Annotated in this window: 21 protein-coding genes, 1 other RNA gene and 1 other annotated feature; of the genes, 15 read left to right on the forward strand and 7 right to left on the reverse strand. The window is 39.1% G+C overall.

Features of this window, described 5'->3' with window-relative positions; all coding sequences use genetic code 11:
* Position 1 precedes the first annotated feature (1 nt).
* The 6 genes from RV13_RS15580 to RV13_RS15610 all read left to right on the forward strand — a co-directional run bounded on the left by RV13_RS15580 (position 2) and on the right by RV13_RS15610 (position 5,981).
* The gene (locus RV13_RS15580; protein ID WP_010746177.1) at positions 2 to 862 is read left to right on the forward strand and encodes an L-ribulose-5-phosphate 3-epimerase; all 861 of its coding nucleotides are present in this window, start codon (positions 2 to 4) and stop codon (positions 860 to 862) included.
* On the forward strand, positions 852 to 1,565 hold the full coding sequence (gene araD, locus RV13_RS15585) for an L-ribulose-5-phosphate 4-epimerase AraD (protein WP_010746178.1): 714 nt from the start codon (positions 852 to 854) through the stop codon (positions 1,563 to 1,565). Before RV13_RS15580 ends, araD begins: the two co-directional genes overlap by 11 nt.
* 98 nt (positions 1,566 to 1,663) lie before the next feature.
* Positions 1,664 to 1,909 (forward strand) — a binding site (T-box leader).
* A gap of 119 nt (positions 1,910 to 2,028) precedes the next feature.
* Complete coding sequence (locus RV13_RS15595; protein ID WP_028020644.1) at positions 2,029 to 2,868, forward strand: SAM hydrolase/SAM-dependent halogenase family protein; 840 nt, start codon at positions 2,029 to 2,031, stop codon at positions 2,866 to 2,868.
* Positions 2,869 to 2,904: 36 nt separating this feature from the next.
* Positions 2,905 to 3,456: an ECF-type riboflavin transporter substrate-binding protein gene (locus RV13_RS15600; protein ID WP_010746181.1), complete on the forward strand. Its 552-nt coding sequence runs from the start codon at positions 2,905 to 2,907 to the stop codon at positions 3,454 to 3,456.
* Between the two features lie 16 nt (positions 3,457 to 3,472).
* Positions 3,473 to 5,161, forward strand: coding sequence for an ABC transporter ATP-binding protein (locus RV13_RS15605; RefSeq protein ID WP_010746182.1), 1,689 nt, complete (start codon positions 3,473 to 3,475; stop codon positions 5,159 to 5,161).
* Entirely contained in the window at positions 5,148 to 5,981 is an 834-nt protein-coding gene (locus tag RV13_RS15610) for an energy-coupling factor transporter transmembrane component T family protein (RefSeq protein ID WP_010746183.1), read from the forward strand. The genes RV13_RS15605 and RV13_RS15610 overlap by 14 nt, the downstream gene beginning before the upstream one ends.
* An 85-nt stretch (positions 5,982 to 6,066) precedes the next feature.
* On the opposite strand, the gene RV13_RS15615 is transcribed toward RV13_RS15610, so the two are convergent.
* Positions 6,067 to 6,273, reverse strand: a complete 207-nt coding sequence (locus tag RV13_RS15615; RefSeq protein ID WP_010746184.1) for a DUF378 domain-containing protein — start codon at positions 6,271 to 6,273, stop codon at positions 6,067 to 6,069.
* Positions 6,274 to 6,526: 253 nt separating this feature from the next.
* Between RV13_RS15615 and RV13_RS15620 the strand changes: the two genes are divergently transcribed.
* The gene (locus tag RV13_RS15620) at positions 6,527 to 6,724 is read left to right on the forward strand and encodes a hypothetical protein (RefSeq protein ID WP_010746185.1); all 198 of its coding nucleotides are present in this window, start codon (positions 6,527 to 6,529) and stop codon (positions 6,722 to 6,724) included.
* A 105-nt stretch (positions 6,725 to 6,829) separates the two neighbouring features.
* Here the strand turns inward: RV13_RS15620 and ssrA are convergent.
* Positions 6,830 to 7,196: a transfer-messenger RNA gene (gene ssrA / locus RV13_RS15625) on the reverse strand.
* 210 nt (positions 7,197 to 7,406) lie between these two features.
* Between ssrA and RV13_RS15630 the strand changes: the two genes are divergently transcribed.
* Together RV13_RS15630 and RV13_RS15635 are read left to right on the forward strand one after the other, a co-directional pair.
* The gene (locus tag RV13_RS15630) at positions 7,407 to 8,129 is read left to right on the forward strand and encodes a response regulator transcription factor (RefSeq protein WP_010746186.1); all 723 of its coding nucleotides are present in this window, start codon (positions 7,407 to 7,409) and stop codon (positions 8,127 to 8,129) included.
* Entirely contained in the window at positions 8,126 to 9,607 is a 1,482-nt protein-coding gene (locus RV13_RS15635; protein ID WP_010746187.1) for a sensor histidine kinase, read from the forward strand. The genes RV13_RS15630 and RV13_RS15635 overlap by 4 nt, the downstream gene beginning before the upstream one ends.
* A gap of 35 nt (positions 9,608 to 9,642) precedes the next feature.
* Here RV13_RS15635 and RV13_RS15640 read toward each other — a convergent pair whose 3' ends face one another.
* The 3 genes from RV13_RS15640 to RV13_RS15650 all read right to left on the reverse strand — a co-directional run bounded on the left by RV13_RS15640 (position 9,643) and on the right by RV13_RS15650 (position 14,110).
* On the reverse strand, positions 9,643 to 11,082 hold the full coding sequence (locus RV13_RS15640; protein WP_010746188.1) for an NCS2 family permease: 1,440 nt from the start codon (positions 11,080 to 11,082) through the stop codon (positions 9,643 to 9,645).
* Positions 11,083 to 11,216: 134 nt separating this feature from the next.
* The gene (locus RV13_RS15645; RefSeq protein WP_010746189.1) at positions 11,217 to 11,873 is read right to left on the reverse strand and encodes a hypothetical protein; all 657 of its coding nucleotides are present in this window, start codon (positions 11,871 to 11,873) and stop codon (positions 11,217 to 11,219) included.
* A 125-nt stretch (positions 11,874 to 11,998) separates the two neighbouring features.
* Entirely contained in the window at positions 11,999 to 14,110 is a 2,112-nt protein-coding gene (locus RV13_RS15650; protein WP_010746190.1) for an LTA synthase family protein, read from the reverse strand.
* A 177-nt stretch (positions 14,111 to 14,287) separates the two neighbouring features.
* Here RV13_RS15650 and RV13_RS15655 point away from each other — a divergent pair, with 177 nt between their 5' ends.
* Positions 14,288 to 15,457, forward strand: coding sequence for a class I SAM-dependent rRNA methyltransferase (locus RV13_RS15655; RefSeq protein ID WP_174520517.1), 1,170 nt, complete (start codon positions 14,288 to 14,290; stop codon positions 15,455 to 15,457).
* Positions 15,458 to 15,479: 22 nt separating this feature from the next.
* The gene (gene aroD / locus RV13_RS15660) at positions 15,480 to 16,229 is read left to right on the forward strand and encodes a type I 3-dehydroquinate dehydratase (protein WP_010746192.1); all 750 of its coding nucleotides are present in this window, start codon (positions 15,480 to 15,482) and stop codon (positions 16,227 to 16,229) included.
* Positions 16,230 to 16,337: 108 nt separating this feature from the next.
* Here aroD and RV13_RS15665 read toward each other — a convergent pair whose 3' ends face one another.
* On the reverse strand, positions 16,338 to 17,375 hold the full coding sequence (locus RV13_RS15665; protein ID WP_010746193.1) for a tagatose 1,6-diphosphate aldolase: 1,038 nt from the start codon (positions 17,373 to 17,375) through the stop codon (positions 16,338 to 16,340).
* Positions 17,376 to 17,505: 130 nt separating this feature from the next.
* Here RV13_RS15665 and ybaK point away from each other — a divergent pair, with 130 nt between their 5' ends.
* Positions 17,506 to 17,991 (forward strand): Cys-tRNA(Pro) deacylase, encoded by a 486-nt coding sequence (ybaK, locus tag RV13_RS15670; protein WP_010746194.1) that lies wholly within the window; start codon positions 17,506 to 17,508, stop codon positions 17,989 to 17,991.
* Here ybaK and RV13_RS15675 read toward each other — a convergent pair.
* Complete coding sequence (locus RV13_RS15675) at positions 17,988 to 19,244, reverse strand: BaiN/RdsA family NAD(P)/FAD-dependent oxidoreductase (RefSeq protein ID WP_010746195.1); 1,257 nt, start codon at positions 19,242 to 19,244, stop codon at positions 17,988 to 17,990. The genes ybaK and RV13_RS15675 overlap by 4 nt on opposite strands.
* 162 nt (positions 19,245 to 19,406) lie before the next feature.
* Here RV13_RS15675 and gdhA point away from each other — a divergent pair, with 162 nt between their 5' ends.
* The 3 genes from gdhA (at position 19,407) to RV13_RS15690 (ending at position 22,714) form a co-directional block, all read left to right on the forward strand.
* Entirely contained in the window at positions 19,407 to 20,750 is a 1,344-nt protein-coding gene (gdhA, locus tag RV13_RS15680) for an NADP-specific glutamate dehydrogenase (RefSeq protein WP_010746196.1), read from the forward strand.
* Positions 20,751 to 20,836: 86 nt separating this feature from the next.
* Positions 20,837 to 22,183 carry a glucose-6-phosphate isomerase gene (locus RV13_RS15685; RefSeq protein WP_028020642.1) on the forward strand — a complete coding sequence of 449 codons (1,347 nt, stop codon included), beginning with the start codon at positions 20,837 to 20,839 and terminating at the stop codon, positions 22,181 to 22,183.
* Between the two features lie 312 nt (positions 22,184 to 22,495).
* Positions 22,496 to 22,714 carry a hypothetical protein gene (locus RV13_RS15690; protein WP_010746284.1) on the forward strand — a complete coding sequence of 73 codons (219 nt, stop codon included), beginning with the start codon at positions 22,496 to 22,498 and terminating at the stop codon, positions 22,712 to 22,714.
* The last annotated feature ends 72 nt before the right edge of the window (positions 22,715 to 22,786 follow it).

Genomic DNA, 22,786 nt, shown 5'->3' on the forward strand with positions numbered 1-22,786 from the left:
AATGGCTCAAGTCGGAATTTACGAAAAAGCCTTACCTCAAAATATTTCATGGAAAGAACGTTTTTACTTGGTAAAGGAAATGGGCTTTGATTTTATAGAAATGTCCATCGATGAAACCGATGAACGATTGGCGCGTTTAGACTGGCCTGAAGAAAAAATTGCGGAGCTGAGAAACGATATGTTCGAGACAGGCGTGCGAATTAATTCTATTTGCCTAAGTGGACATCGACGCTTTCCTTTTGGCTCTTCTGATCCAAATAAGCAAAAAATCGCAAAAGAGATTATGAGTAAAGCCATTCAATTAGCTCACAATTTAAGTATTAATGTTATTCAAGTAGCAGGATACGACGTATACTATGAAAAAAAATCCATAAGTTCTAGGGAAGACTTTATCGCAGGAATGAAGGAAAGTGTGAAGGAAGCTTCAAATTACGGTGTGATTCTCTCTGTTGAAATTATGGATGATCCTTTTATGAACTCTATATCAAAATTTTTAGAGATCAAAAAACAAATCCATTCACCTTACCTTCAAGTGTATCCAGATTTAGGTAATTTATCTGCTTGGCCGGAAAATGATCCAGCTCGAGAATTGGAAAAAGGAATCGACTGTATTACGTCCATTCATTTGAAGGATACCTATCCTGTAACCGAAGACTCCAGTGGACAGTTTCGGGATGTTCCATTTGGGGAAGGCTGTGTCGATTTTCTAGGGTTATTAAGAAATTTGAAACGACTAGAATACGATGGGACGTTTCTAATCGAGATGTGGAGTGAAAAGAGTCAGGATTTTGTGACAGAAATTCAGCAAGCGAAAAGATATCTTTATGCAAAATTAAAGGAGGCAGGCTATGATGTCGCGTAATGAAGTCATTGCCGCAATGAAACAGCGAGTTTTTGAGGCGAATTTAGAACTGCCTCATTACGGTCTAGTCAAATTAACTTGGGGTAATGTCAGTGAAATCAATCGGGAACTAGGGATCATTGTGATCAAACCAAGCGGAGTAAAATACGAAAAGATGCAGGCAGATCAAATGGTCGTTACGGATTTAGCTGGGCATGTGTTGGATGAAGAAAGTCTTAATCCATCCTCTGACTTGCCAACACATGTGGTATTATACCAAGCATTTGAAAAAATCAATGCCATCGTTCATACTCATTCAACAAACTCGGTCATGTGGGCTCAAGCTGGACGTGATCTGCCCGCTTATGGAACGACGCACGCCGATGCTTTTTATGGTAGGATTCCCTGTACACGTCAGATAACGGAAGCAGAAGTGAAAGAAGCGTATGAAGTAAACACTGGACAGGTAATTGTTGAGACATTCAAGAAAAGGAAAATCCATTCAGATGAAGTACCTGGGGTGTTAGTTTATGGGCATGGTCCATTTACTTGGGGCGATTCACCGATGAAAGCAGTGGAAAACAGTTTGATTTTGGATGAAATTTGTCTGATGGCGAAGGAAAATAAAAAAATCAATCCAGGCATCTGTGAGATTCCACAGTATTTGCTGGATAAGCATTATTACCGTAAACACGGAGACCATTCATATTACGGGCAAGGTTAAGCAAAGTAGTCAAACCGCTCTCTTTTTTATTGATGAGTGATCAAATTGTCTCTTAGATTGACAAGTCGTAGTTTCTTTGCTATTTTATTAGCAATCAATAAAACGCGATGAGAAAGAAAGTAAAATAATTAAATCTGCGAAAGAGAGTTCCTGTTTGGTGAGAAGGGATGCAGCTTGATTATTTGAAAATGGCTTTTGAGCGGATTTCCCGAATGTTTAAGGAAATACGGATGCCCCCGTTAACAAGGCACAGTCTCCAAGAAGTTGATTTTTGGGTACTGATTGAGGTGAAGTCTGTGAGGATTTTACGAGTAAAGGTGGTAACGCATGTTCATGCCCTTAGCAATTTTTTTGCTGAGGGCATTTTTTGTGTCTGCTTTTTTGTTAAGGTGACGATCTTGACAACTAAAAGAACTTACAAGACGAGCTTTAAAATGATGTAAGAGCGGAAGGTGGAAGATTTATGGCAGGATTTTTAGTGGTACAGACGGATTTTGGATTACAAGACGGTGCGGTTAATGCAATGTATGGAGTGGCTTATCAGGTGGATCCGACATTGAATATTAATAATTTAACGCACGAAATCGAACCCTATAATATTCATGATGCTAGCTATCGATTATTACAAGCAGTTACTTATTGGCCGGCAGGAACAGTGTTTGTCTCAGTGGTTGACCCTGGAGTAGGTTCGACCCGTCGCAGTGTCGTTGCAGAGCTGAGAGGCGGACAATACGTGATCACACCAGATAATGGTACATTAACATACTTAGCACAGTATGTGGGAATCAAAGAAGTCCGTCAAATAGACGAGGAGTCGCAACGCTTGCCGGGATCCTCTGAGAGTCATACATTTCATGGCCGTGATGTTTACGTTTATAATGGTGCGCGGCTTGCTAGTGGGAAGGTTAGCTTTGCAGAATTAGGAACCGTGATTCCTGTAAGTGAGTTAGTGACTTTTCCTTTGATTGCCCCTACACAAAATGAAAGTAAAATTAATGGTACGATAGATATCACAGATATTCGCTTTGGTTCACTATGGACGAACATTCCTGTGGACTTTTTCAAAAACTGGCAGATTGAATATGGACAAAGCTTGCTAGTAAAAATATACTATCAAGGTGTGGTTCGTTATCAGGATGAGGTTGTTTTTGGGCGTTCCTTTGCTCAAGTCTCTCCAAAAGAAGCGGTATTATATATTAATTCATTATTAAATGTTGGTTTAGGGATTAATCTAGATTCGTTTTCTACAGTTTATAAAATAGGAACGGGCAATGATTGGACAATTGAACTAACAAAAATTTAGCGAATATAACACAAAAAATGAAAAAGGGGTAAAACTATGAATAAGAAATTTACAGTAAAACACATTGTAGCAATTGGTATCGGTGCGGCAGTCTTCTTCATTTTGAAGCGATTTGTGACGATTCCTACAGGGATTCCAAATACGGATATTGCAACAGCCTATCCTTTCTTGGCGCTATTAGGTGTAGTATACGGACCAATTGTTGCCGGTTTAGCAGGCTTCATCGGACATGCTTTAGGTGATTTAACGACGTACGGCGCCTGGTGGTCATGGATCGTCGCTTCAGGTATTCTGGGTGTTTTCTTCGGACTCTTGGCAAAACGTATTCCGATCGAACAAGGAATTTTCGGTAAAAAAGAAATTGGGACCTTTTTGGTTGGTGAAACGATTGCAAACTTAGTGACCTGGGTTGTTATTGCACCCATTGGAGATATTTTGATTTATGCAGAAGCACCGAGCAAGGTTTTCACTCAAGGCGTTGTTGCGGGTATTACAAATTCTGTTGTAACGGGAATTATAGGTTTTATTCTATTAAAAGCTTATGCACAGACAAAAACTAAAAAGGGAAGTTTAAATAAAGAAGCTTAGAACGTGAGGAAATAAAATGATCGAGTTTCGTGATTTTACGTTTCAATATGACAGTCAAGCTGAACCTACTTTGAAAAACATCAATTTGTCAATTAAACAAGGTGAAATGGTATTAGTCATGGGTCCCAGTGGTTCAGGGAAATCGACGTTGGGAAAGTGTTTGAATGGGATCATTCCCCAAAACGAGAAGGGCAGCTTTACCGGCAGCTTAAGCATCAACGGCCAACTATTCAGCGAGGCATCAATTTATGATCTTTCGCTGGATGTTGGTACGGTGCTCCAAGATACTGACAGTCAATTTGTCGGCTTGACTGTTGCCGAAGATATTGCGTTCTCTTTAGAGAATGAGATGGTCGAGCAGGAAGCCATGCGTCAAGCGGTAAAATATTGGTCGGAAAAGACCCATCTACTGGCACAGCTTGAAAAACGTCCGCAGGATCTTTCTGGTGGACAAAAGCAGCGGGTGACGATGGCAGGTGTCCTGATCGATGAGACACCAATTCTTTTATTTGATGAACCTTTAGCCAATCTTGATCCGCAAACAGGCTATGAAGCGATTCAAATGATCAATCAATTATACTTGTCACAAAAATTTACGACGATTATCATTGAACACCGTTTGGAAGAAGTATTGGCTGCGCCAATTGATCGTGTTGTTTTGATGGATGAAGGAAAGATTATTGCGGATATGATACCAACGGAATTGCTAAAAAGTGATTTGTTAGCGACCTACGGTATTCGTGAGCCACTCTATATTTCCGCGTTAAAACGTGCAGGTATTTCATTAGAAGGTTTCCCTGATTTAACGCAAGTAGATCAATTAGTTTCACCGGAGATTTCTGCAGCTTTAGCGAAATCGCAAGGGAAGTTTAAAGCAGTTGAAAAATCAAAAACACCCTTATTGTCCATAAATAATCTTTCATTTAGTTTTGGAAATGAAGAAGTCATCAAAAACATGGATCTTACGCTCTATCAAGGTGAAATGGTCAGTCTAGTAGGACATAACGGTGCTGGAAAATCCACTCTTTCTAATTTGATTACCGGCTTTTATCCTCTTCAGACAGGACAACTTCTGTGGAAGGGACAATCTATTGCAAATGAGAGTATCAAGGAGCGGGCGGATAAAATTGGGTACGTATTGCAAAACAGCAACCAAATGTTGTCTAAAAATATGATTTTTGAGGAAGTGGCTTTAGGATTAGAAAATCGTGGAGTTGCGCCTGATAAAATTCAAGAGAAGGTATTTGATACCTTGAAAGTCTGCGGACTCTATGAGTTTCGTAACTGGCCAATCTCAGCGTTGAGTCACGGACAAAAGCGTCGGGTAGCTATTGCTGCCATTTTAGTATTGGAGCCAGAACTGTTGATCCTTGATGAGCCGACAGCGGGGCAAGATTATTACCATTATAATGAAATGATGACGTTCTTGCGAAAGTTGAATCGACAAGGAATAACGATTTTGATGATTACACATGACATGCACTTAATGTTAGAACATACAAAACGGACGCTTGTCTTGAAGGAAGGCCAGTTGATTGCTGACGAAACACCTGCGGATGTCCTATCTTCAGCAAAGCTTGTTGCCTCGGCGAGTTTGCGTGAGACCAGCTTGTACACGTTGGCGCAAAACAATCATCTAACGGATGCAACTGGCTTTGTGTCGGCATTTATCCAACATGAGGAGGGGCCTTATGGCAGGAAATAATCTAATTGGCTATTTGCCAAAATCGACACCGATCCATCAGCTTAGCGGATTTTCGAAATTATTATGCTTTTTGATGATTTCCGTGGTTGGAATGATTTCCTATGATACGCGATTCTTACTCGCGCTTGCAGTCTTTTCAGTGATTCTATTCAAGACAGCAAAAATCAGCTATCGGGAGATTTCCTTTGTGGTAAAGTTTATCGCCTTCTTTTCAATTCTGAATCTACTGACAGTTTATCTATTTGCTCCAGAATATGGTGTAACCATTTATGGAACACGTCATGTAATTTTAGAAGGCATCGGCCGCTATACACTTACTCAAGAACAACTGTTTTACGAATTTAATTTATTGATAAAATATTTTGTCACGATCCCACCGGGGTTGATTTTTATTCTAACGACCAATCCAAGTGAACTAGCTTCAAGCATTCATCGAGTTGGCGGGTCTTATAAGATTGCGTACGCCTTTTCTTTGGCACTACGCTATATCCCAGATATTCAAGAAGACTTTCGAACAATTTCTAAAGCCCAACAAGCTCGCGGAAACGAACTTTCTAAAAAGGCTTCCTTGGTGAAACGGGTGAGGGGAAATTTAACGATCGCAATCCCATTGATTTTTTCTAGCTTGGAACGAATTGAAACGATCTCTTCGGCTATGGAGCTACGTCGTTTTGGAAAGAAAAAAAGTCGAACATGGTTGTTGGCTAAGCCTTTGAAGCAAAATGATTATTTAGCCTTAGCAATGGTCCTTTTTTTGTGTTCTGCAGGAATTCTTTTGCTTTTTGTCAATGGTGGACGATTTTACAATCCTTTTCGTTAAAAAAACGAAGCCTTCTATTCAATTATGAGGGCTTCGTTTTTTTATATATTAAATGCTTTTGATTTTGTAAATCTATTTTACTTAACTATTCAGCACGATTTGCAATTCCTGGAATGAATTTTAAACAGTAAAGAGCACATATTCCGACAACGATATAAATAATTTTAGCAAGAATCGCTGTACTTCCACCAGATATCGCAGCAACTAAATCATATTCAAAAAGACCTACTAATAACCAATTAATTCCACCGACAATCAACAAAATAAGCGCGATAATATCAAGGTATTTCATCTGTAACCCCTCCTTTCTGATTGGTCTAACCGTACCATAGTTGTTTAGCCGTCCCTACTTATATGCTCAAAACAGAATTATTTTTATTTTATTAGATGAAAAATAACGTTAATCAAATTAGAATAGTTCCGCATGATAAGAAAAAGCCCATTTACTTAATAAAACGAACGATTTTTAAGAAAACTACCTATCTTTATACTCAGCGCGTATAATAGAAGTAAGCAAAGTTGTCCAAGGAAAGGGAGCGAGCTGAATGTTGAATCCATTTATCAATCCGGGTCTGGAAATTGCTTTAAAAGAACTTTTTCGCGACAATGTCTCAACAGAACAAGTACATCCAGCAGTCGTGGCCGACATACGGAAGGAACGTTTGATTGTATATGTATACCCAGAATCGATAGAATTCGTGTTTGTTGAGTTGGAACAAGAGGTTTTTGATCAAGGGAAGTAAAGGTGGTATTGAAAACTAGGTTCAAGTGCTGCATCTTTTAATAAATTAAAAAAAGGTCCCAATGCTTCAGTACTTAGCATTGGGGCCTTTTCTGCGGTTTTAGGATTATGGAGACGGCGGGAGTCGAACCCGCGTCCAAACATATCGACACTTAAAAATCTACGCTCATAGTCATACTATTTGAATTTCGCTTTGTCCTCTGCCGCATGACAGGCCGCGAACATTGCTAGTCTGATGAACTCTTTTTCAACTTGCAGACGGAAAGTTGAAACGTATCCCACTTAGAATAGGACCCTTACTCGAGCACATGGGCGATACCGAGAGGATCTACGCTAACTGTTTTTAGGCAGCTAAAGCGTAAGAGTTATTGTTTTCTTTAGCAGTTATATTTAACTGTAACGTTTTTACGTAGACGTAACCTACGAAGCGCAATTCAAGCTCAAACTATGCCTGTCGAATCCGTAACGTCCCCCTAATAAATATTTTTATTGCAGAAAAAAGTATACCATTCCGTTATAAAAAAAGCAAAGAAGTAAATGAGAAATGAAAAAATTTGTATGAATTGCTGAAAAAATTGAAGAAAAAACAAATTGTTAATGAAGATACGGGTAAGGTAATGGTTCAAAAAAATGAAATAGAGTATACTAAGAATGAGAATTAGACGATATCAGGGGGTTAGACTATGAATATTTTAATGATCGAAGACAATGAATCAGTCTCCGAGATGATGCAAATGTTTTTCTTAAACGAAGGCTGGGAAGCTGAGTTTAAGTATGATGGACAAGAAGGATTAGACGCGTTTAAGGCGGACCCTGAAAAATGGGATATGATTACATTGGATTTAAACTTACCAACGATGGACGGGATGGAGGTCGGACGTGAGATTCGAAAAATCTCGAAGACCGTACCCATCATTATGTTAACAGCTAGGGACTCTGAAAGTGACCAAGTTATAGGTTTGGAAATGGGTGCAGATGATTATGTAACCAAGCCATTCTCACCGCTGACGCTGATTGCGCGAATTAAAGCGTTACATCGTCGCAGCGAACTGACTGCTGAACCGCAAAAAGAGGGAGTGTCTAGTAATGAAAGCTTTGATATTCAGACAGATCACTTCAAAATGAATTTGAAAACACGTGAAGCCTATTTAGATGGGAAAACTATCGAAGGATTAACGCCAAAAGAATTTGATTTACTGTACACGATGGCGAAGAAGCCGCGTCAAGTGTTCACTCGTGAGCAGCTGCTGGAGCTAGTTTGGGATTATCAATATTTTGGTGATGAACGGACAGTAGATGCTCACATTAAAAAACTTCGTCAAAAAATAGAAAAGGTAGGTTCACAAGTTATTCAAACGGTTTGGGGCGTAGGGTATAAATTTGATGACACTGAGGTTGGTCGATGAAATACCTTTATCAACAGTTGCTGGCTTTTGGCGGGTTGATTTTATTAATTCTACTAACATTGGGTTTGTCGTTTACCCAATTTACACGGAAGACTTTAGAGGACAATAACTATAAGGAACTGTTCGGATACGCGCAGTCGATGGAAAAAAACAATCTTTCTTTGAGTCGAGATATTCGATTTGAAGGGATGTCTAGTAATGAAATTTTTCTTTTTGCTATTAATGTGACTGAGTCCAGTCTAAATCAACAGGACGTTTCCTTTGTCTTTATTGATAAGGACAAGAATGTTCAATATCCTGATAAATCAGGAAAAGTGAATCAGCATCTAGTTAGCAATGAACAATGGCGAGCATTGAAAGCTGGACAGCAGCAAAAGGAAACAAGCTCAAAAAATGTGATGGGACAAAACCAAACGACTTCTTACGCCATGGTTCCATTTTTTACAGATGGTGTTTTCTTCGGTGTCTTGCTGGTTAGTCAGCCAGCTATGAATGTCGAGACGAGTGTAAACTCGATTGTCACTGATTTATTCAAGGCATTTATCATTGCTTCGATTATCGCGATTATTGTCAGTTATTTCTTTGCTACGCAACAAGTAAAACGAATTAATCGTATGCGCTCAGCAACTAAAGAAGTTGCCATGGGGAATTTCGATGTTATTGTGCCGAATCGAAACCGTGATGAATTTGATGATTTGGCAGAGGATTTCAATAAAATGACCATATCACTGAAGGAATCTCAGGATGAAATTGAAAGACAGGAAGAGCGGCGAAAGCAATTTATGGCGGATGCTTCTCACGAGATGCGTACCCCCTTAACCACAATTAATGGCTTGCTTGAGGGAATGCAGTATAATGCGATCCCGGAAAACCAAAAGGAAAAAGCGATCAAGCTGATGCAAAATGAAACCTCACGTTTGATTCGATTGGTAAATGAAAATTTAGATTACGAAAAGATCCGAACGAACCAAATCAGTATCCTGTTGCAAACGTTCAATGCTACAGAAGCCGTTTCTACATTAGTCTCACAATTGCAAGGGAAAGCCGAGGCTTCAAAGGACCAATTGATACTGCAGACGGAAGAACCGATTGATGTGTACGCTGACTATGATCGATTCGTACAGGTCATGGTAAACCTAATTCAAAATGCGATTCAATTTACTAATGATGGTACAATTACAGTAGCAATCAATAAATTAGAGCAGGCTACTGAGATAAAAATTTCCGATACGGGTATCGGTATGTCAGAAGAGCAAGTTAAGAATATTTGGGATCGGTATTATAAAGCTGATCCGTCAAGAAAGAATACAAAGTACGGAGAATCCGGATTAGGACTATCGATTGTTCAAGAATTAGTGCGGCTGCACAACGGAACAATTAAAGTGGAGAGTGAGTTAGAGAAGGGGACGACATTTACTGTTGTATTTCCAGATAAGCCTGAAAAAGATGAATCTACAGAAGAACCAAAAGAAGCGTAAAACCATTTTTCGGTTTTACGCTTCTTTTTCTACTATTATAAAACAGCTAGAATAATAAAGTTTAGAATAAATAAAAGATCTACAATCCAAAGAATAGGTGAAATTTCTTTTGTTTTTCCTTTGATTACTTTAACGATGGTATAGAAGATGAATCCGGCAGCAATTCCGTAAGAAATACTGTAGCAAAGCCCCATGAAGACACTTGCGAAAAATGCAGGGACAGCTTCTTCTAGATCCAACCAGTTAATATCAGCGAAAGACGCTAACATCATTACACCGACCAAAATCAAAGCAGGCGCCGTTGCCTGAGCAGGTACAATAGCGATTAACGGGGAAAACAAGCTGCTTAGAGCAAATAGGGCAGCAACAACAACAGAAGTTAAGCCTGTACGTCCGCCAGCACCGATTCCTGCTGCGGATTCGACATAAGTGGTTGTATTTGATGTACCAAAGATAGCACCAATTGAAGTTGCGATGGCATCCGCGAATAAAGCTTTATCCATTTTTGTTTTAAATCCTCGAGAACCATCATCTAATGCTTGTTCATCTTCTTTAGAGAAAATACCTGTTCGGCGACCAGTGCCAATAAAGGTTCCGATCGTATCAAACGTATCAGATAAGCTAAATGCTAAAATTGTCATTAATACCTGAGGCAATTTAGAGGAATCTGAAAACAGAGATCCCATTCCAGCTGGACCAAAGGCTGCACCAAATGTTGTTCCCAATTCTTGAATCGAACTCCCCAATGAATTTGCGTGCCAATCAATCGAGCCTAATTGAACAACGCCCATAGGGATACCTAATAAAGTAGTGATCACGATACCAATCAAAATGGCTCCGCGAACATTTTTAACGACTAAAATGGTAGTAAGTACCAAACCGATAACAGCCAATAAAATTGGCGCATTGTTAAAGTTTGCCAATGCTGGGACGATTCCGCTGTTAATGGTTACGTTGGTTGCTTTGCCGCCTTCAACAACGCTACTAGTAATAGCAGAAGAATCCGCACTAAAAGAAAGCAAGCCGGCATTTTTAATTCCTACATAAGCGACAAAGATTCCGATTCCGCCTCCGATTGCATGCTGCATACTTTCTGGAATAGCGTGAATAATCAATTTACGAATTTTAGTAACAGTGATCAAAATATTGATGATCCCGCAAATAAATACCATTGCTAAAGCCTGTTGCCAAGAATATCCTAATCCGAACACCACAGTGTAAGTGAAGAATGCATTCAGTCCCATACCTGGAGCTTGCGCATAAGGGACATTTGCGAACAATCCCATAACTAAAGTTCCGATAACAGACGCGATGATGGTTGCTAAGAACACCGCCTGAAAGGGCATCCCTGAAGCTGATAAAATCGTTGGGTTAACAAATAAAATATAACTCATGGCAAAGAATGTAGTAACCCCAGCCATTACTTCAGTAGAAATATTGGTACCTTGTTCCTTTAATTTAAAGAATTTCTCCATTATAATTAAACGCTCCTTAAAAATAAGTTCATTATATCGGCAAAAACCGAATACTTGTTAAGTATAATGAAGGAACGATCGACTTTCAAGAATTAGTTTAACAAAAGAACGAACAAAAAGAAGAATGTTCGTGTTTAGCGAACATTCTTCTTTTTAAAGGCGAAGTTAATCAGGCGAAAACAGATAATTAACAAACATAAGCAGAAAAAGATATAGGCAACGGCTTTGATTAAAGAAACAAAAAACAAGTCAAGCAGGGTTGTTGAAGAAAGTTCAAAGGAAATCGAAGAACGAACGGAGTAGGCGATTCCACTAGTTCCATTACTCAGAACAAAATTTGGGAGTTCCTTAAATTGATTCAATCCTTGATGATAAAAGGATTGAAGGATCGCTTCATAGGCAGGTTCAAAAAGTGTATACAATAGAATTAAGCAAATAGAGGCAACCATTAACCCTATAAAAAATTCTAGACCTGTAGAATAAATTAATTGTTTCATTGAGATCGCCGCTTTTCTTTGGCGTTGAATTCTAAACACAAAGAAGACCACCAGCAAAATAAACAGTCCGACCGCACAAACTAGTAATCGTTCGGAAAAATAGTGCTGCAATTGTTGAATTTCCTTTGATGTAAATAATTGAATTTGCTTGGAGGAATCCAATTGATTCAACACAAGTTTTAACATACTCAAACTGGTCAAGGCAAATAGAGCGATCAAGCAGATCACCCATGAAATCGAGAATTGAATGCGATGCCGTTTAATTGTTGTAATTGTTGTTGAAATAAGTTCCATGAATTTCCACCCCTTACTATTAAGTATAGAATCCTAATTTGAAAGAAATATGAATTCTATCGGAAGAAATAAATGTAGAAAAAAAGGCCAATCTTCACGGAATAAATGAAGATTGGCCTTTCAACTTATTGTTGGTTTTGCTCTTGATATTGCTTATATGTTTCAGTTTTGTATAGCTCTTGAGTGGATTTCTTCCCATTCTGATCATACAGACTGGTTGATTTATCCCCCAATTTATTTTCGATTTTTTCCATCTTATTCAGACCATCTTTATAGTCGTATTGAGAAGCATCGATCGGCTTCAAACCACTTGCTGAATAGAAGCGTAATAAGTCTCCGTTATTAATATTATCTGACGTGCTTAATTGAGTGGAGACTGCTTCTTTCCATTTCTCGGTTTGTTGCTGTAAGCTTTCGCTTGGTTCTGTAATTGCCATACCATTGCTATTATTATACAAGCTTCCGCTATAATACGTATATTCTGGAGTAACGTAATCTCCATCACGGAAGGCCACGATTTGGTCATGATCTTCGGATAGGAGATCTTGTCCTAATTGAATATATTTGCTTGTATCTACACCTAAAAGATGTAATAGAGTAGGGAGAGCATCAACTTCACCACCATACGTATGGTTGATTCCGCCTTTATCTTGTCCGGGAATATGAACCATGTAAGGAACCCGTTGCATTTGCGCGTTATCAAAGTTTGACCATGTTTCTTTTGATTTACCAAGTAATGGTGCTAGGTCAGAGTTTCTTGAATTTGAGATCCCGTAATGGTCACCGTACATGACGATGATTGAATTGTCATACAAACCAGAAGCTTTTAAATAGTTGAAGAACTCTTCAACCGCTTTGTCTAAATAGTTTGCTGTGGCAAAATATCCATTGATTGTTTCATCGCCCGTATTCGCCATTGGAAACCCTGCTTCATCGTTTTTGAACTCACTGTAAGGGTAATGGTTCGATACAGCGATAAACTTAGAATAAAAAGGCTGTTGCAGACGTTCCAAATACTTCACCGATTGTTGGAAGAATGGTTTATCATGCAGACCATATTGGAATGAATTTTCATCGTTTACATCATAATAAGAAGAATCAAAGAAATAGTCATACCCAAGGTTCTTATAGGTTTCTGAACGGTTCCAGAAGCTTCCTGAATTTCCATGGAAGGCAGCACTTGTATAGCCTTCAGTTTGTTTCAAGATATCTGGCGCAGCTTGGAATGTGTTCTTGCCGCCTAATTGTGAGAACAATGAACCTTGATTCAAACCGAACAATGAGTTTTCCATCAGTGTTTCAGCATCGGATGTTTTTCCAGCTTTTACTTGATGGAAGAAATTATCAAAACTAAAGGTACTATTGCTATGGAAAATGCTATTCAAGAAAGGCGTGACTTCATGCTCTTGTCCATTTTCATCCTTTAGTTTGTAGTCGATCACAAATTGTTGCAAACTTTCTAAATGAATCGTGATTACGTTACGTCCCTTAGCAATTCCGTAGTAGTCACTGTTTGGGGCAGCGTAATGATCTTTCACATAAGATTCAACTTCTTTTAAGTCATTGGGACTCGCTTCTGCACGAACTTGGTTTGTTTTATAGGTTTGGATGCCATCATATACAGTGAAGGCATTAACACCTAGGTACTTAATTAAGTAGTCACGAGAGAAGGTACGAGTCAATAATTCTGGACGATCTGCTTCTGCTAAGAACAGATTTCCTGAGAAAATCATGATTGAAAGAGCCGTCATTGCAAAGGCCATACGGGCACGAACGGGACGCTCCTCACGCTTAATCCCTTTTCTCCATAAAAGAATCGGTAAAATAACAATATCAATTAGATATAACACGTCATAGGGACGGAAAAGCCGAACAGCACTTTCCCCTAAACCACTGGCAACTTTCCCAGCACCTAAGAAGGTATTGACCGTAATGAAGTCAGTAAATTCACGATAATATACAACATTGGCGAAAAGTAAGAAACTTGCCAGTGCATAGATGACCATCATCGTGATGTAAGAGGCCTTCGACCGACGCACATATAAAGCGATCGACAATAAGAACATCGTCGACGCGATTGGATTGATAAACAGGATGAAGTATTGAGTCATACTTTCGATCCCTAAATTAAATTCAAATAGGTATGCAAAAACACTTTTCGCCCATAATAAGAATGTCAGTAACGCATAAAAGCCGAGACGTTTATTCAAAAATGCAGGAGCTTTTAGTTTTTTCAATAGTAACTTCCTTTCTGCCGCAAAAAAATTGCGATATGTTCACTTGTTAACAGTTTACTCGCTTACACCAATGCAGTCAATTCTTATTGAAATTTGAGCAATCATGCTTAAAGAAAACTTTATAAGCGAAAAATACTATTTTTTTTTGATATACTATAGAAGAAAGCAGGGATGAGAGTGAAAATAGAATTAACAAATTATGGAATCAAACGAATTCAGCAAGGCAATCCATTGATCCAAGCAGAAGATCTAAAAGTGAATATAAAAAAAATTCCCTTAGAATGGGTTCACTTTGTTGATAATAAGAATAAATATATTGCGACAGGTTATTTAGGGAAACAAAATAAAGGGTTTGGCTGGGTTATTGATCAAACGCAGCGTCCGATTGATCAGGCTTTTTTTATGGAGAAATTTCAACAGGCGATTGCGAAACGTCAGTCCTTTTTTGCAGATGAGACGACAACCGCCTTTCGCTTATTTAATGGCGAAGGAGACGGAGTTGGCGGCATAACCATCGACTATTACGCAGATTACCTAGTAATTTCCTGGTATAACGAAACAATCCATTATTTCAAAAAAATGATTGTGGATAGTCTGCTTCAAGTGTTTCCAAATGCAAAGGGAGTAGTTGAAAAAATCCGCTTTAAGAGTGAACTAGTTGAAAGTCGTTGGTTAGCTGGTGAAAAACCTCAAGAACCGCTAATTGTACTGGAAAATGGCGTTTCATATGCCGTATACTTAGATGAAGGGTACATGACAGGCATCTTCTTAGATCAAAAAGAAGTTCGCGGACGACTGACAGAAGGTCTCGCTGCAGGCCAAAAGGTGTTAAACATGTTTAGCTATACAGGCGCTTTTTCTGTTGCAGCAGCATATGGCGGTGCGTTAGAGACGACAAGTGTGGACTTAGCACAACGTAGTTTACCAAAGACACAGGAGCAATTTGAAGTGAATGGTCTGCCATTGGCACAACAAAAAATTATCGTAATGGATACATTTGACTATTTCCGCTATGCAGCAAGGAAGAATTTAAGTTATAATTTGATTGTCCTAGATCCACCTAGTTTTGCTCGCAATAAGAAAAAAACTTTCTCTGTGACAAAGGATTATGGACGTTTAATTGAAGATAGTGTAGATATCCTTACTGAAGAAGGAATGATTATCGCCTCAACTAATGCGGCAAATCTCCCCCTCAAAAAATTTAAGAAATCAATCGAAACGGCTTTAAACAACAAGAACGTGAGTTACCGACTGACTGAAAGCTACCGTTTGCCAGCTGATTTTCCAGCTAGTCATTTTGAAGAGAGTAATTATTTGAAGGTATTGTTTTATTCAATAAAAAAATAGAAGAAAATAGGATGGGATGCGTATGATGGATGTTCAAGTAAGAGAGGTGCGATTTGATGCAGGAAAACCGAAAATCTGCGTACCGATTGTTGGAAAGACTTTCGACGAAATCATTGAACAAGCGAATGAAGCAAAGAAGGTTGCCGAAGTAATCGAGTGGCGTGCTGATTTTTATGAGGATATCTTTGATGACGATTGCCTTAATTCAACCCTACTAGCCTTAAGGGATGAAATTCGAGATATCCCGTTGATTTTCAATCTGCGAACAATGGAAGCTGGCGGACAGCTCGAAATTTCTCTGAACCAATATCGACATATATATGAGTTTGCAGTTTCTTCACGAGCAATTGATTTAGCAGATGTTGAAGTTTCTATTATTGATCAATTATCGACGACCTTTATCAAATGGATGCAAGCTTTAGATGTACGTGTGATGTTAAGCTATTATAATTTTAAGGAAACACCGGAAGATGCTGTGGTACTTTTCCGTTTGAATTTAATGGAGCATTGGGGAGCGGACATCGCGAAAATTGTTGTGTATCCAGAAAACGAGGCGGATGTATTACGTCAAATGGATATTATAATGAAAGCCCAGACTTTTGTTACATTACCCGTCGTTTCAGTCTCTTTAGGACGTCTCGGAAAATTCTCGCAAATCAGCGGCTCTTTAGATGGTTCCTGTATGACCTATGGTTGTTTAGAGGGGAAACCTTATGAGGATGCTCAGATTGAGGCTGAGAAATTAGTAATGATGATCAATGAGTTAAAATAGGAAGAGTTTTCTACTTAATGAACGAAAAATGAACTCAAAGTAAAACAGGCATCGATCTCAACTTTCGGGAGTGATGCCTGTTTTTGTTTATTTATGATAGCCTGTCGGTTAGTCCATTACATCAATATCAAAAACGTCGATATTATCCAATCCCCCGTAGATTTCATACCAAGGTTTTGCATACTTCGCAAGGATATCATTTAATTCTTCGACATTTTCACGACCTTGTGTATCCAACCATTTGATTAGCCCGTCTTTGCCCTCATCTGCGTAAATTTGTACACCATCACGCCAAGTGGCACGTCCGCCTAAAATTCCGCAATAATTCGCGCCATGTTCGCCAGCAAATTTCAATTCCTCACGGAAGATATCTGCTGGAACCCCTGCACTTAGATAAATGAAAGGCCGAGTAGCAGCTTCACCCGCTTCTTTAAAGTAGCTTGCGGCTTCCTCTTGTGTATAAACAACGGGGTCGACGTCTTTAGTAAACCCTTCAACATATTTAAATAGAACGGGCACTTCTACTTTTAATACATCAATATGATATTTCTCTTTAGTAAACTCCTTAATTGTACTGATTACTTTTTGTGGTTTTATTTTGGCAAACTCCGGAGAATGGTCGTCAGTGATTTTTGAATCATAGACGATGGGTTCTACGAATACTGGAATATCAGCAGCTAATGCTTCTGTGCCTAGACGTTCGAGAAAAGCATGTTTTACATCTAAGATCTCCTGTGATTCATCTGGATCATAGTAAACCAACACCTTCGCCGCATCTGCGCCTTTAGCTAGCAGGCGATCTAGGGATTCGTTTGGTAGAAGTTCAGGTAAACGACCAGGTGTATTGGCATCGTAGCCAGTTTTTTCATAGGATAAAATTAATCCACAATTTGGGTCCTTCGCTTGAATGCCTTTAAATCCGTATTGTTCATCCAATAAAATCGCGCTGACTCGCTTGGTTAATTCTTGAGATACCAATTCCTTGAATTCATAAACTTGATCCATAGAAAATTTTTCTTCGCCAACAGCGGCTTGCATCATCTTTTTCATAGAGCCACGTTGATCGATTGCTAAGGCTGCAATGACCCCTTGATCATTTGACAATTGTTGCATCTTTTCAAACTTTCCTCTTGAAATTCTTTTCATGATGACTACATCCTTTCCATTACATAATCAGTGTAGAACTTTTAAGAAAAAAGACCAAACAAAACGACCAATTTGTTTCCTCTCTGCTTTTTTGCTAGACTTTAGAAAATAAAAGAAGTGAGGGATAGACTTGGCGAAGAAGAAAATACAAAAAACCAATGCGATTCGTTTAGTCGAACAAAAAAAGATTTCATATAAGGAACATGAATATTCTTGGAGCGAAGATGATCTTGGAGCCGGCCATGTCTCAGAACAAGTGGGGATCGAGCCAGCACGAATTTTTAAGACGTTAGTCGCAGTAGGAAACAAGACGGGTCCTGTAGTGGCTGTGATTCCTAGTGATCATGAGTTGGATTTGAAAAAAATTGCAAAGGTCAGTGGCAATAAAAAGGTAGAAATGCTGCACTTGCGTGATCTAGAAGCGACTACGGGGTATATTCGTGGCGGCTGTTCACCAATTGGGATGAAAAAACTTTTTCCAACTTTTATAGATGCTTCAGCAGAACAATATGAGCAGATAGCGATATCAGCAGGAAAAAGAGGGCTTCAAATGGAAATTGCCCCCAGTGCCATCAAAGAGCTGACACGAGGACAATTTGCTGAATTAACTCATTAAGTAAACGCATAATAGGCGGCATGCGTACCTGCGACAAACCCTGTACAAAAAGCGGTGGTGATGTTATAGCCGCCTGTATATCCGTTAACATCTAAGACTTCCCCGGCAAAGTACAAGCCGGGGATTTTTTTACTGGCTAATTCTTTTGGATTGATTTCCTTCAGTTCGACACCCCCGCCGGTAACAAAAGACTTTTCTAATCCAAATGTCTTGTTTGCGGTCAACGTCCATCTCTTACAATAGGAGATAAATTTTTCTAGCTGTTCCTTTGATGTTTGCGCATATGTTTGTTCGTCAATATCGGCTTTCTCCAAAAAGAATAATAATAGTCGTTCAGGCAAGAACCCCGTCAACGCATTTTTAAGTTGTTTTGTAGACGCGGCTGCACGCTGGTGCATTATTTCGCTCAATTCTTCTACTGTTTTTTCAGGGAAGCTATCGAGTGTTAGAGTGACTGTTTTTTGACTACGCAACAATTGATTGACAAAGCTTGAGCAGCGTAAAGCTGCTGGACCAGATATACCGAAATGGGTAAAAAGTAAATCCATTTCGTGGCTAGTCACTGTCTTGTTTTTTTCATCAAGAACAGAGAGCTTCACATCTTGAAGAGCAAGACCTTGCAACGTTTTTTCTGCAACAAACGAATCGATTAGATAAATTGGCGATTCAGTGGGGTATAAAGGAGTAACGTGATGCCCCACGCTTTTCGCAAAACGGTACCCATCTCCTTGTGAGCCAGTCGATGGATAGGTGATCCCGCCAGTTGTTACGACTACACTTTTTGCGGAGTAGTCTCTCTCAGCGGTGCGGATGCCTTGAATTGATGAGCCATCAGTAATAATCTTTTCAACCGGCTCTTTAAAATGAAGACAGACATTTAATTTTTCTAGTTCATCCTTCAAAGTATTGACGATTGTCGCTGATTTATCAGAGACGGGAAAAATCCGTCCATGATCTTCTTCTTTTAAAGCTACGCCTCGTTCACTGAAAAAATTCATGACATCTTGGTTATCAAATTGAGAAAAGGTACTATATAGAAAGCGACCATTGCCAGGAATATGAGTAATCAGATCCTCAACGGGACGATTGTTTGTAACGTTGCAACGTCCTCCGCCGGTCATTAATAATTTTTTTCCAAGTCGTTTGTTTTTTTCGAACAAAGCGACTTGGGAGCCGTTCATCGCAGCTGTGATGGCAGCCATCATACCTGCTGGCCCTCCGCCAATCACAATCACATCAAAGTTTTTACTCATTTCATCAAACCCTCATTTAGCTATAAATTTGTTTAGATAGTTTGGATAATCATACCTCAAAAACGAACATTTTACGTTCAACTTGCAGTGTAGCATGAATTTTTTTTCACTTCTATTAGAAAATGATGTAAACTATGAGTATTAACTGTGAGGAGGAATTTGATGGAAGTACGAGAATATGTTGAACAGATTCAAAAGAACTTAGAGGCAAAGGATCCGAATCAAGAAGAATTTTTACAAGCGGTGGATGAGTTTTTACCAACGGTGATTCCGTTTTTAGAAGAACATCCAGAATACGTTGAAAAGAATATTTTAGGCATGATCCTTGAACCTGAGCGTTTGGTTCAATTTCGTGTGCCTTGGCAAGATGATGAAGGCAATTGGCAAGTGAACCGAGGCTACCGTGTTCAGTTCAATTCAGCGATTGGCCCATACAAGGGTGGACTTCGTTTCCATCCAAGTGTGAATCTAAGTATCTTGAAATTTTTAGGTTTCGAGCAAATCTTTAAAAATAGTTTGACAGGTCTTCCTATTGGCGGCGGTAAGGGTGGTTCAGATTTTGATCCGAAGGGCAAATCTGATTCAGAAGTTATGCGTTATTGCCAAAGCTTCATGACGGAATTATCAAAACATATCGGACCAAACTTAGATGTACCTGCTGGTGATATTGGAGTTGGCGGACGTGAGATTGGTTATTTGTTTGGACAATACAAACGTTTGCGTGAATATGATATGGGTGTGTTAACAGGGAAACCTTTAGGCTTTAATGGTAGTCTTGGTCGGACGGAAGCGACAGGCTATGGTGCGGTTTACTTCGTGAAGCATTTATTAGAAGATCGCAATGATTCCTTTGAAGGCAAAAAAGTTCTTGTTTCTGGAAGCGGAAATGTCGCCATTTACGCGATCGAAAAAGCACAAGCGCTTGGCGCAACAGCTATCACATGTTCTGATTCAAATGGTTATGTTTATGACAAAGATGGTATTGATGTTGAATTATTGAAAGATATCAAAGAAGTTCGTCGTGCTCGTCTAACAGAATATGCGAAAGAGCGTCCTTCAGCAGAATACCATGAAGGATCTGTCTGGGAGCTTGAACAAGCTGCCGATATTGCTTTACCATGTGCCACACAAAATGAAATTGACGATAAAAAAGCTGCAATCTTAGTTAAAAATGGGGTAAAAGTAGTCGCTGAAGGAGCGAACATGCCAAGTACGATGGCAGCAATTAAGCTGTATCATGAGAAAGGTGTACTTTACGGTCCCGGAAAAGCAGCCAATGCGGGTGGTGTAGCGGTATCAGCACTAGAAATGAGCCAAAATTCTCAACGATTGGTATGGTCGAAGGAAGAAGTGGACGGTAAATTAGATGATATCATGAAAAATATCTATGAAACTTGCCGTGACACAGCTGCAAAATATGCTGATAAAGATAATTTCGCTGCCGGAGCCAACATCGCTGGTTTTGAAAAAGTCGCTGCTGCAATGTTAGCTCAAGGAACAGTTTAATTTTTTAAATGGTTTAAGCTTGAAAAATATGCAAAAGAAACGTAAAGTATAGATTGTTACGAAGTGATTTTCAAGGAGGAAAAACAATGGCACACATTCATTTCGATTATTCGAAAGTAGCACCATTCGTGAGCGAACATGAAATGGACTACATCAAATCTGAAGTAGCTCTAGCTCACAAAGAATTACGCGAAGGTACTGGCGCAGGAAATGACTTCCTAGGCTGGATCGATCTTCCAGTAAACTATGATAAAGATGAATTTGCCCGCATTAAAAAAGCAGCTGAAAAAATTCAATCTGATTCTGAAGTATTAGTTGTTATCGGGATCGGTGGTTCATACCTTGGAGCGCGTGCAGCAATCGAATTCTTGCACCAAAGTTTCTTCAATGTATTAGATAAAGAAGATCGTAAAGCTCCTCAAGTATTCTTTGCAGGAAATTCAATCAGCTCAACATATATCGCTGACTTAATCGAAGTAATCGGCGACCGCGACTTCTCTGTGAATGTAATTTCTAAATCTGGAACAACAACTGAACCAGCAATTGCATTCCGCGTATTCAAAGAACTATTGATTAAAAAATATGGTGAAGAAGAAGCCAACAAACGTATCTACGCAACAACGGACAAAGCACGTGGAGCTGTTAAAGTAGAAGCAGACGCAGCTGGCTGGGAAACGTTTGTTATTCCTGATGATGTTGGCGGACGTTTTTCAGTACTTACTGCTGTTGGTTTACTACCAATCGCAGCAAGCGGTGCAGATATCGATGCGTTGATGCAAGGTGCAGCAGATGCACGCGAAGCATACTCAAGCGAAAACTTAGACGAAAACGAAGCGTATCAATATGCCGCACTTCGTAATATTCTATACCGTAAAGGCAAAGTGACTGAAATCTTGGTCAACTACGAACCAGGTATGCAATATTTTAACGAATGGTGGAAACAATTATACGGCGAATCAGAAGGAAAAGACTTGAAAGGTATCTACCCATCAAGTGCAAACTTCTCAACTGACTTGCATTCCTTTGGACAATATATCCAAGAAGGCCGTCGTAACATCTTCGAAACAATCGTGAAAGTTGAAAAACCTCGCAAATCTGTGGCAATTCCATCACAAGAATCTGACTTAGATGGTTTAGGCTACTTAGAAGGCAAGGATGTTGACTTTGTTAACTCTAAAGCCTATGAAGGAACATTATTAGCCCATACTGATGGCGGCGTACCTAACTTCGTATTGAACATTCCAACAATGGATGCTTACACTTTAGGTTATGCAATGTACTTCTTTGAAATCGCAGTAGGTATCTCTGGTTACTTATTGGGTGTGAACCCATTCAACCAACCAGGTGTTGAAGCATACAAAAAAAATATGTTTGCTCTACTTGGAAAACCAGGATTTGAAGATTTAGCAAAAGAATTGAATGATCGTCTATAAAATGGATGAAAGAGCTCTCGCATCGCGAGGGCTCTTTTTTTAATTGGTATAGTAAAATTAATTTACAGCTAATCAAAATTAATGATAAAAAACATAATGGTAGGAAAATGAAATCGGTTTTAAACAAATAAAGATAAATAAAAAATGAACGTCAGATTAAAAATAACCAAGGTTGTTTATGTTTGTGTTTTGCGAATTTTCTAACAATTGCGACTTTTGCCTTGGTATTAAAGCAAAAAAACTAATAAAAAACGTTTTCAATTTATTCTCATTGTGTTATTATAAAAACGTAGAATTAAAGGGGGATTTATTATGGAAACTATTGAAATTGGTCTTGCTTATGAATGCCAGGCAATTGGCATAGAAAAGGAAGTTGTGGGAGTTGTTGAACAGCTTTATAACAATACGGTGCTAATCAACGTTGTTTCTTGTGCACCATCTGATCGTGCAGCGGTCATCGAATTACAAAACCGCTTATTAGTAAAATACGAAAATATCCACGCATGCGTGGAGGTTGAATGTACCGCCTAACGTGTATGGTATCATGTGAAATATTTATTTTAACAGGAAAGATAGGCTCTTCGTCAACTAGTGTTGGTGAAG

The organism is Enterococcus raffinosus (genome assembly GCF_001886185.1).
GTDB classification, from domain to species: domain Bacteria; phylum Bacillota; class Bacilli; order Lactobacillales; family Enterococcaceae; genus Enterococcus_A; species Enterococcus_A raffinosus.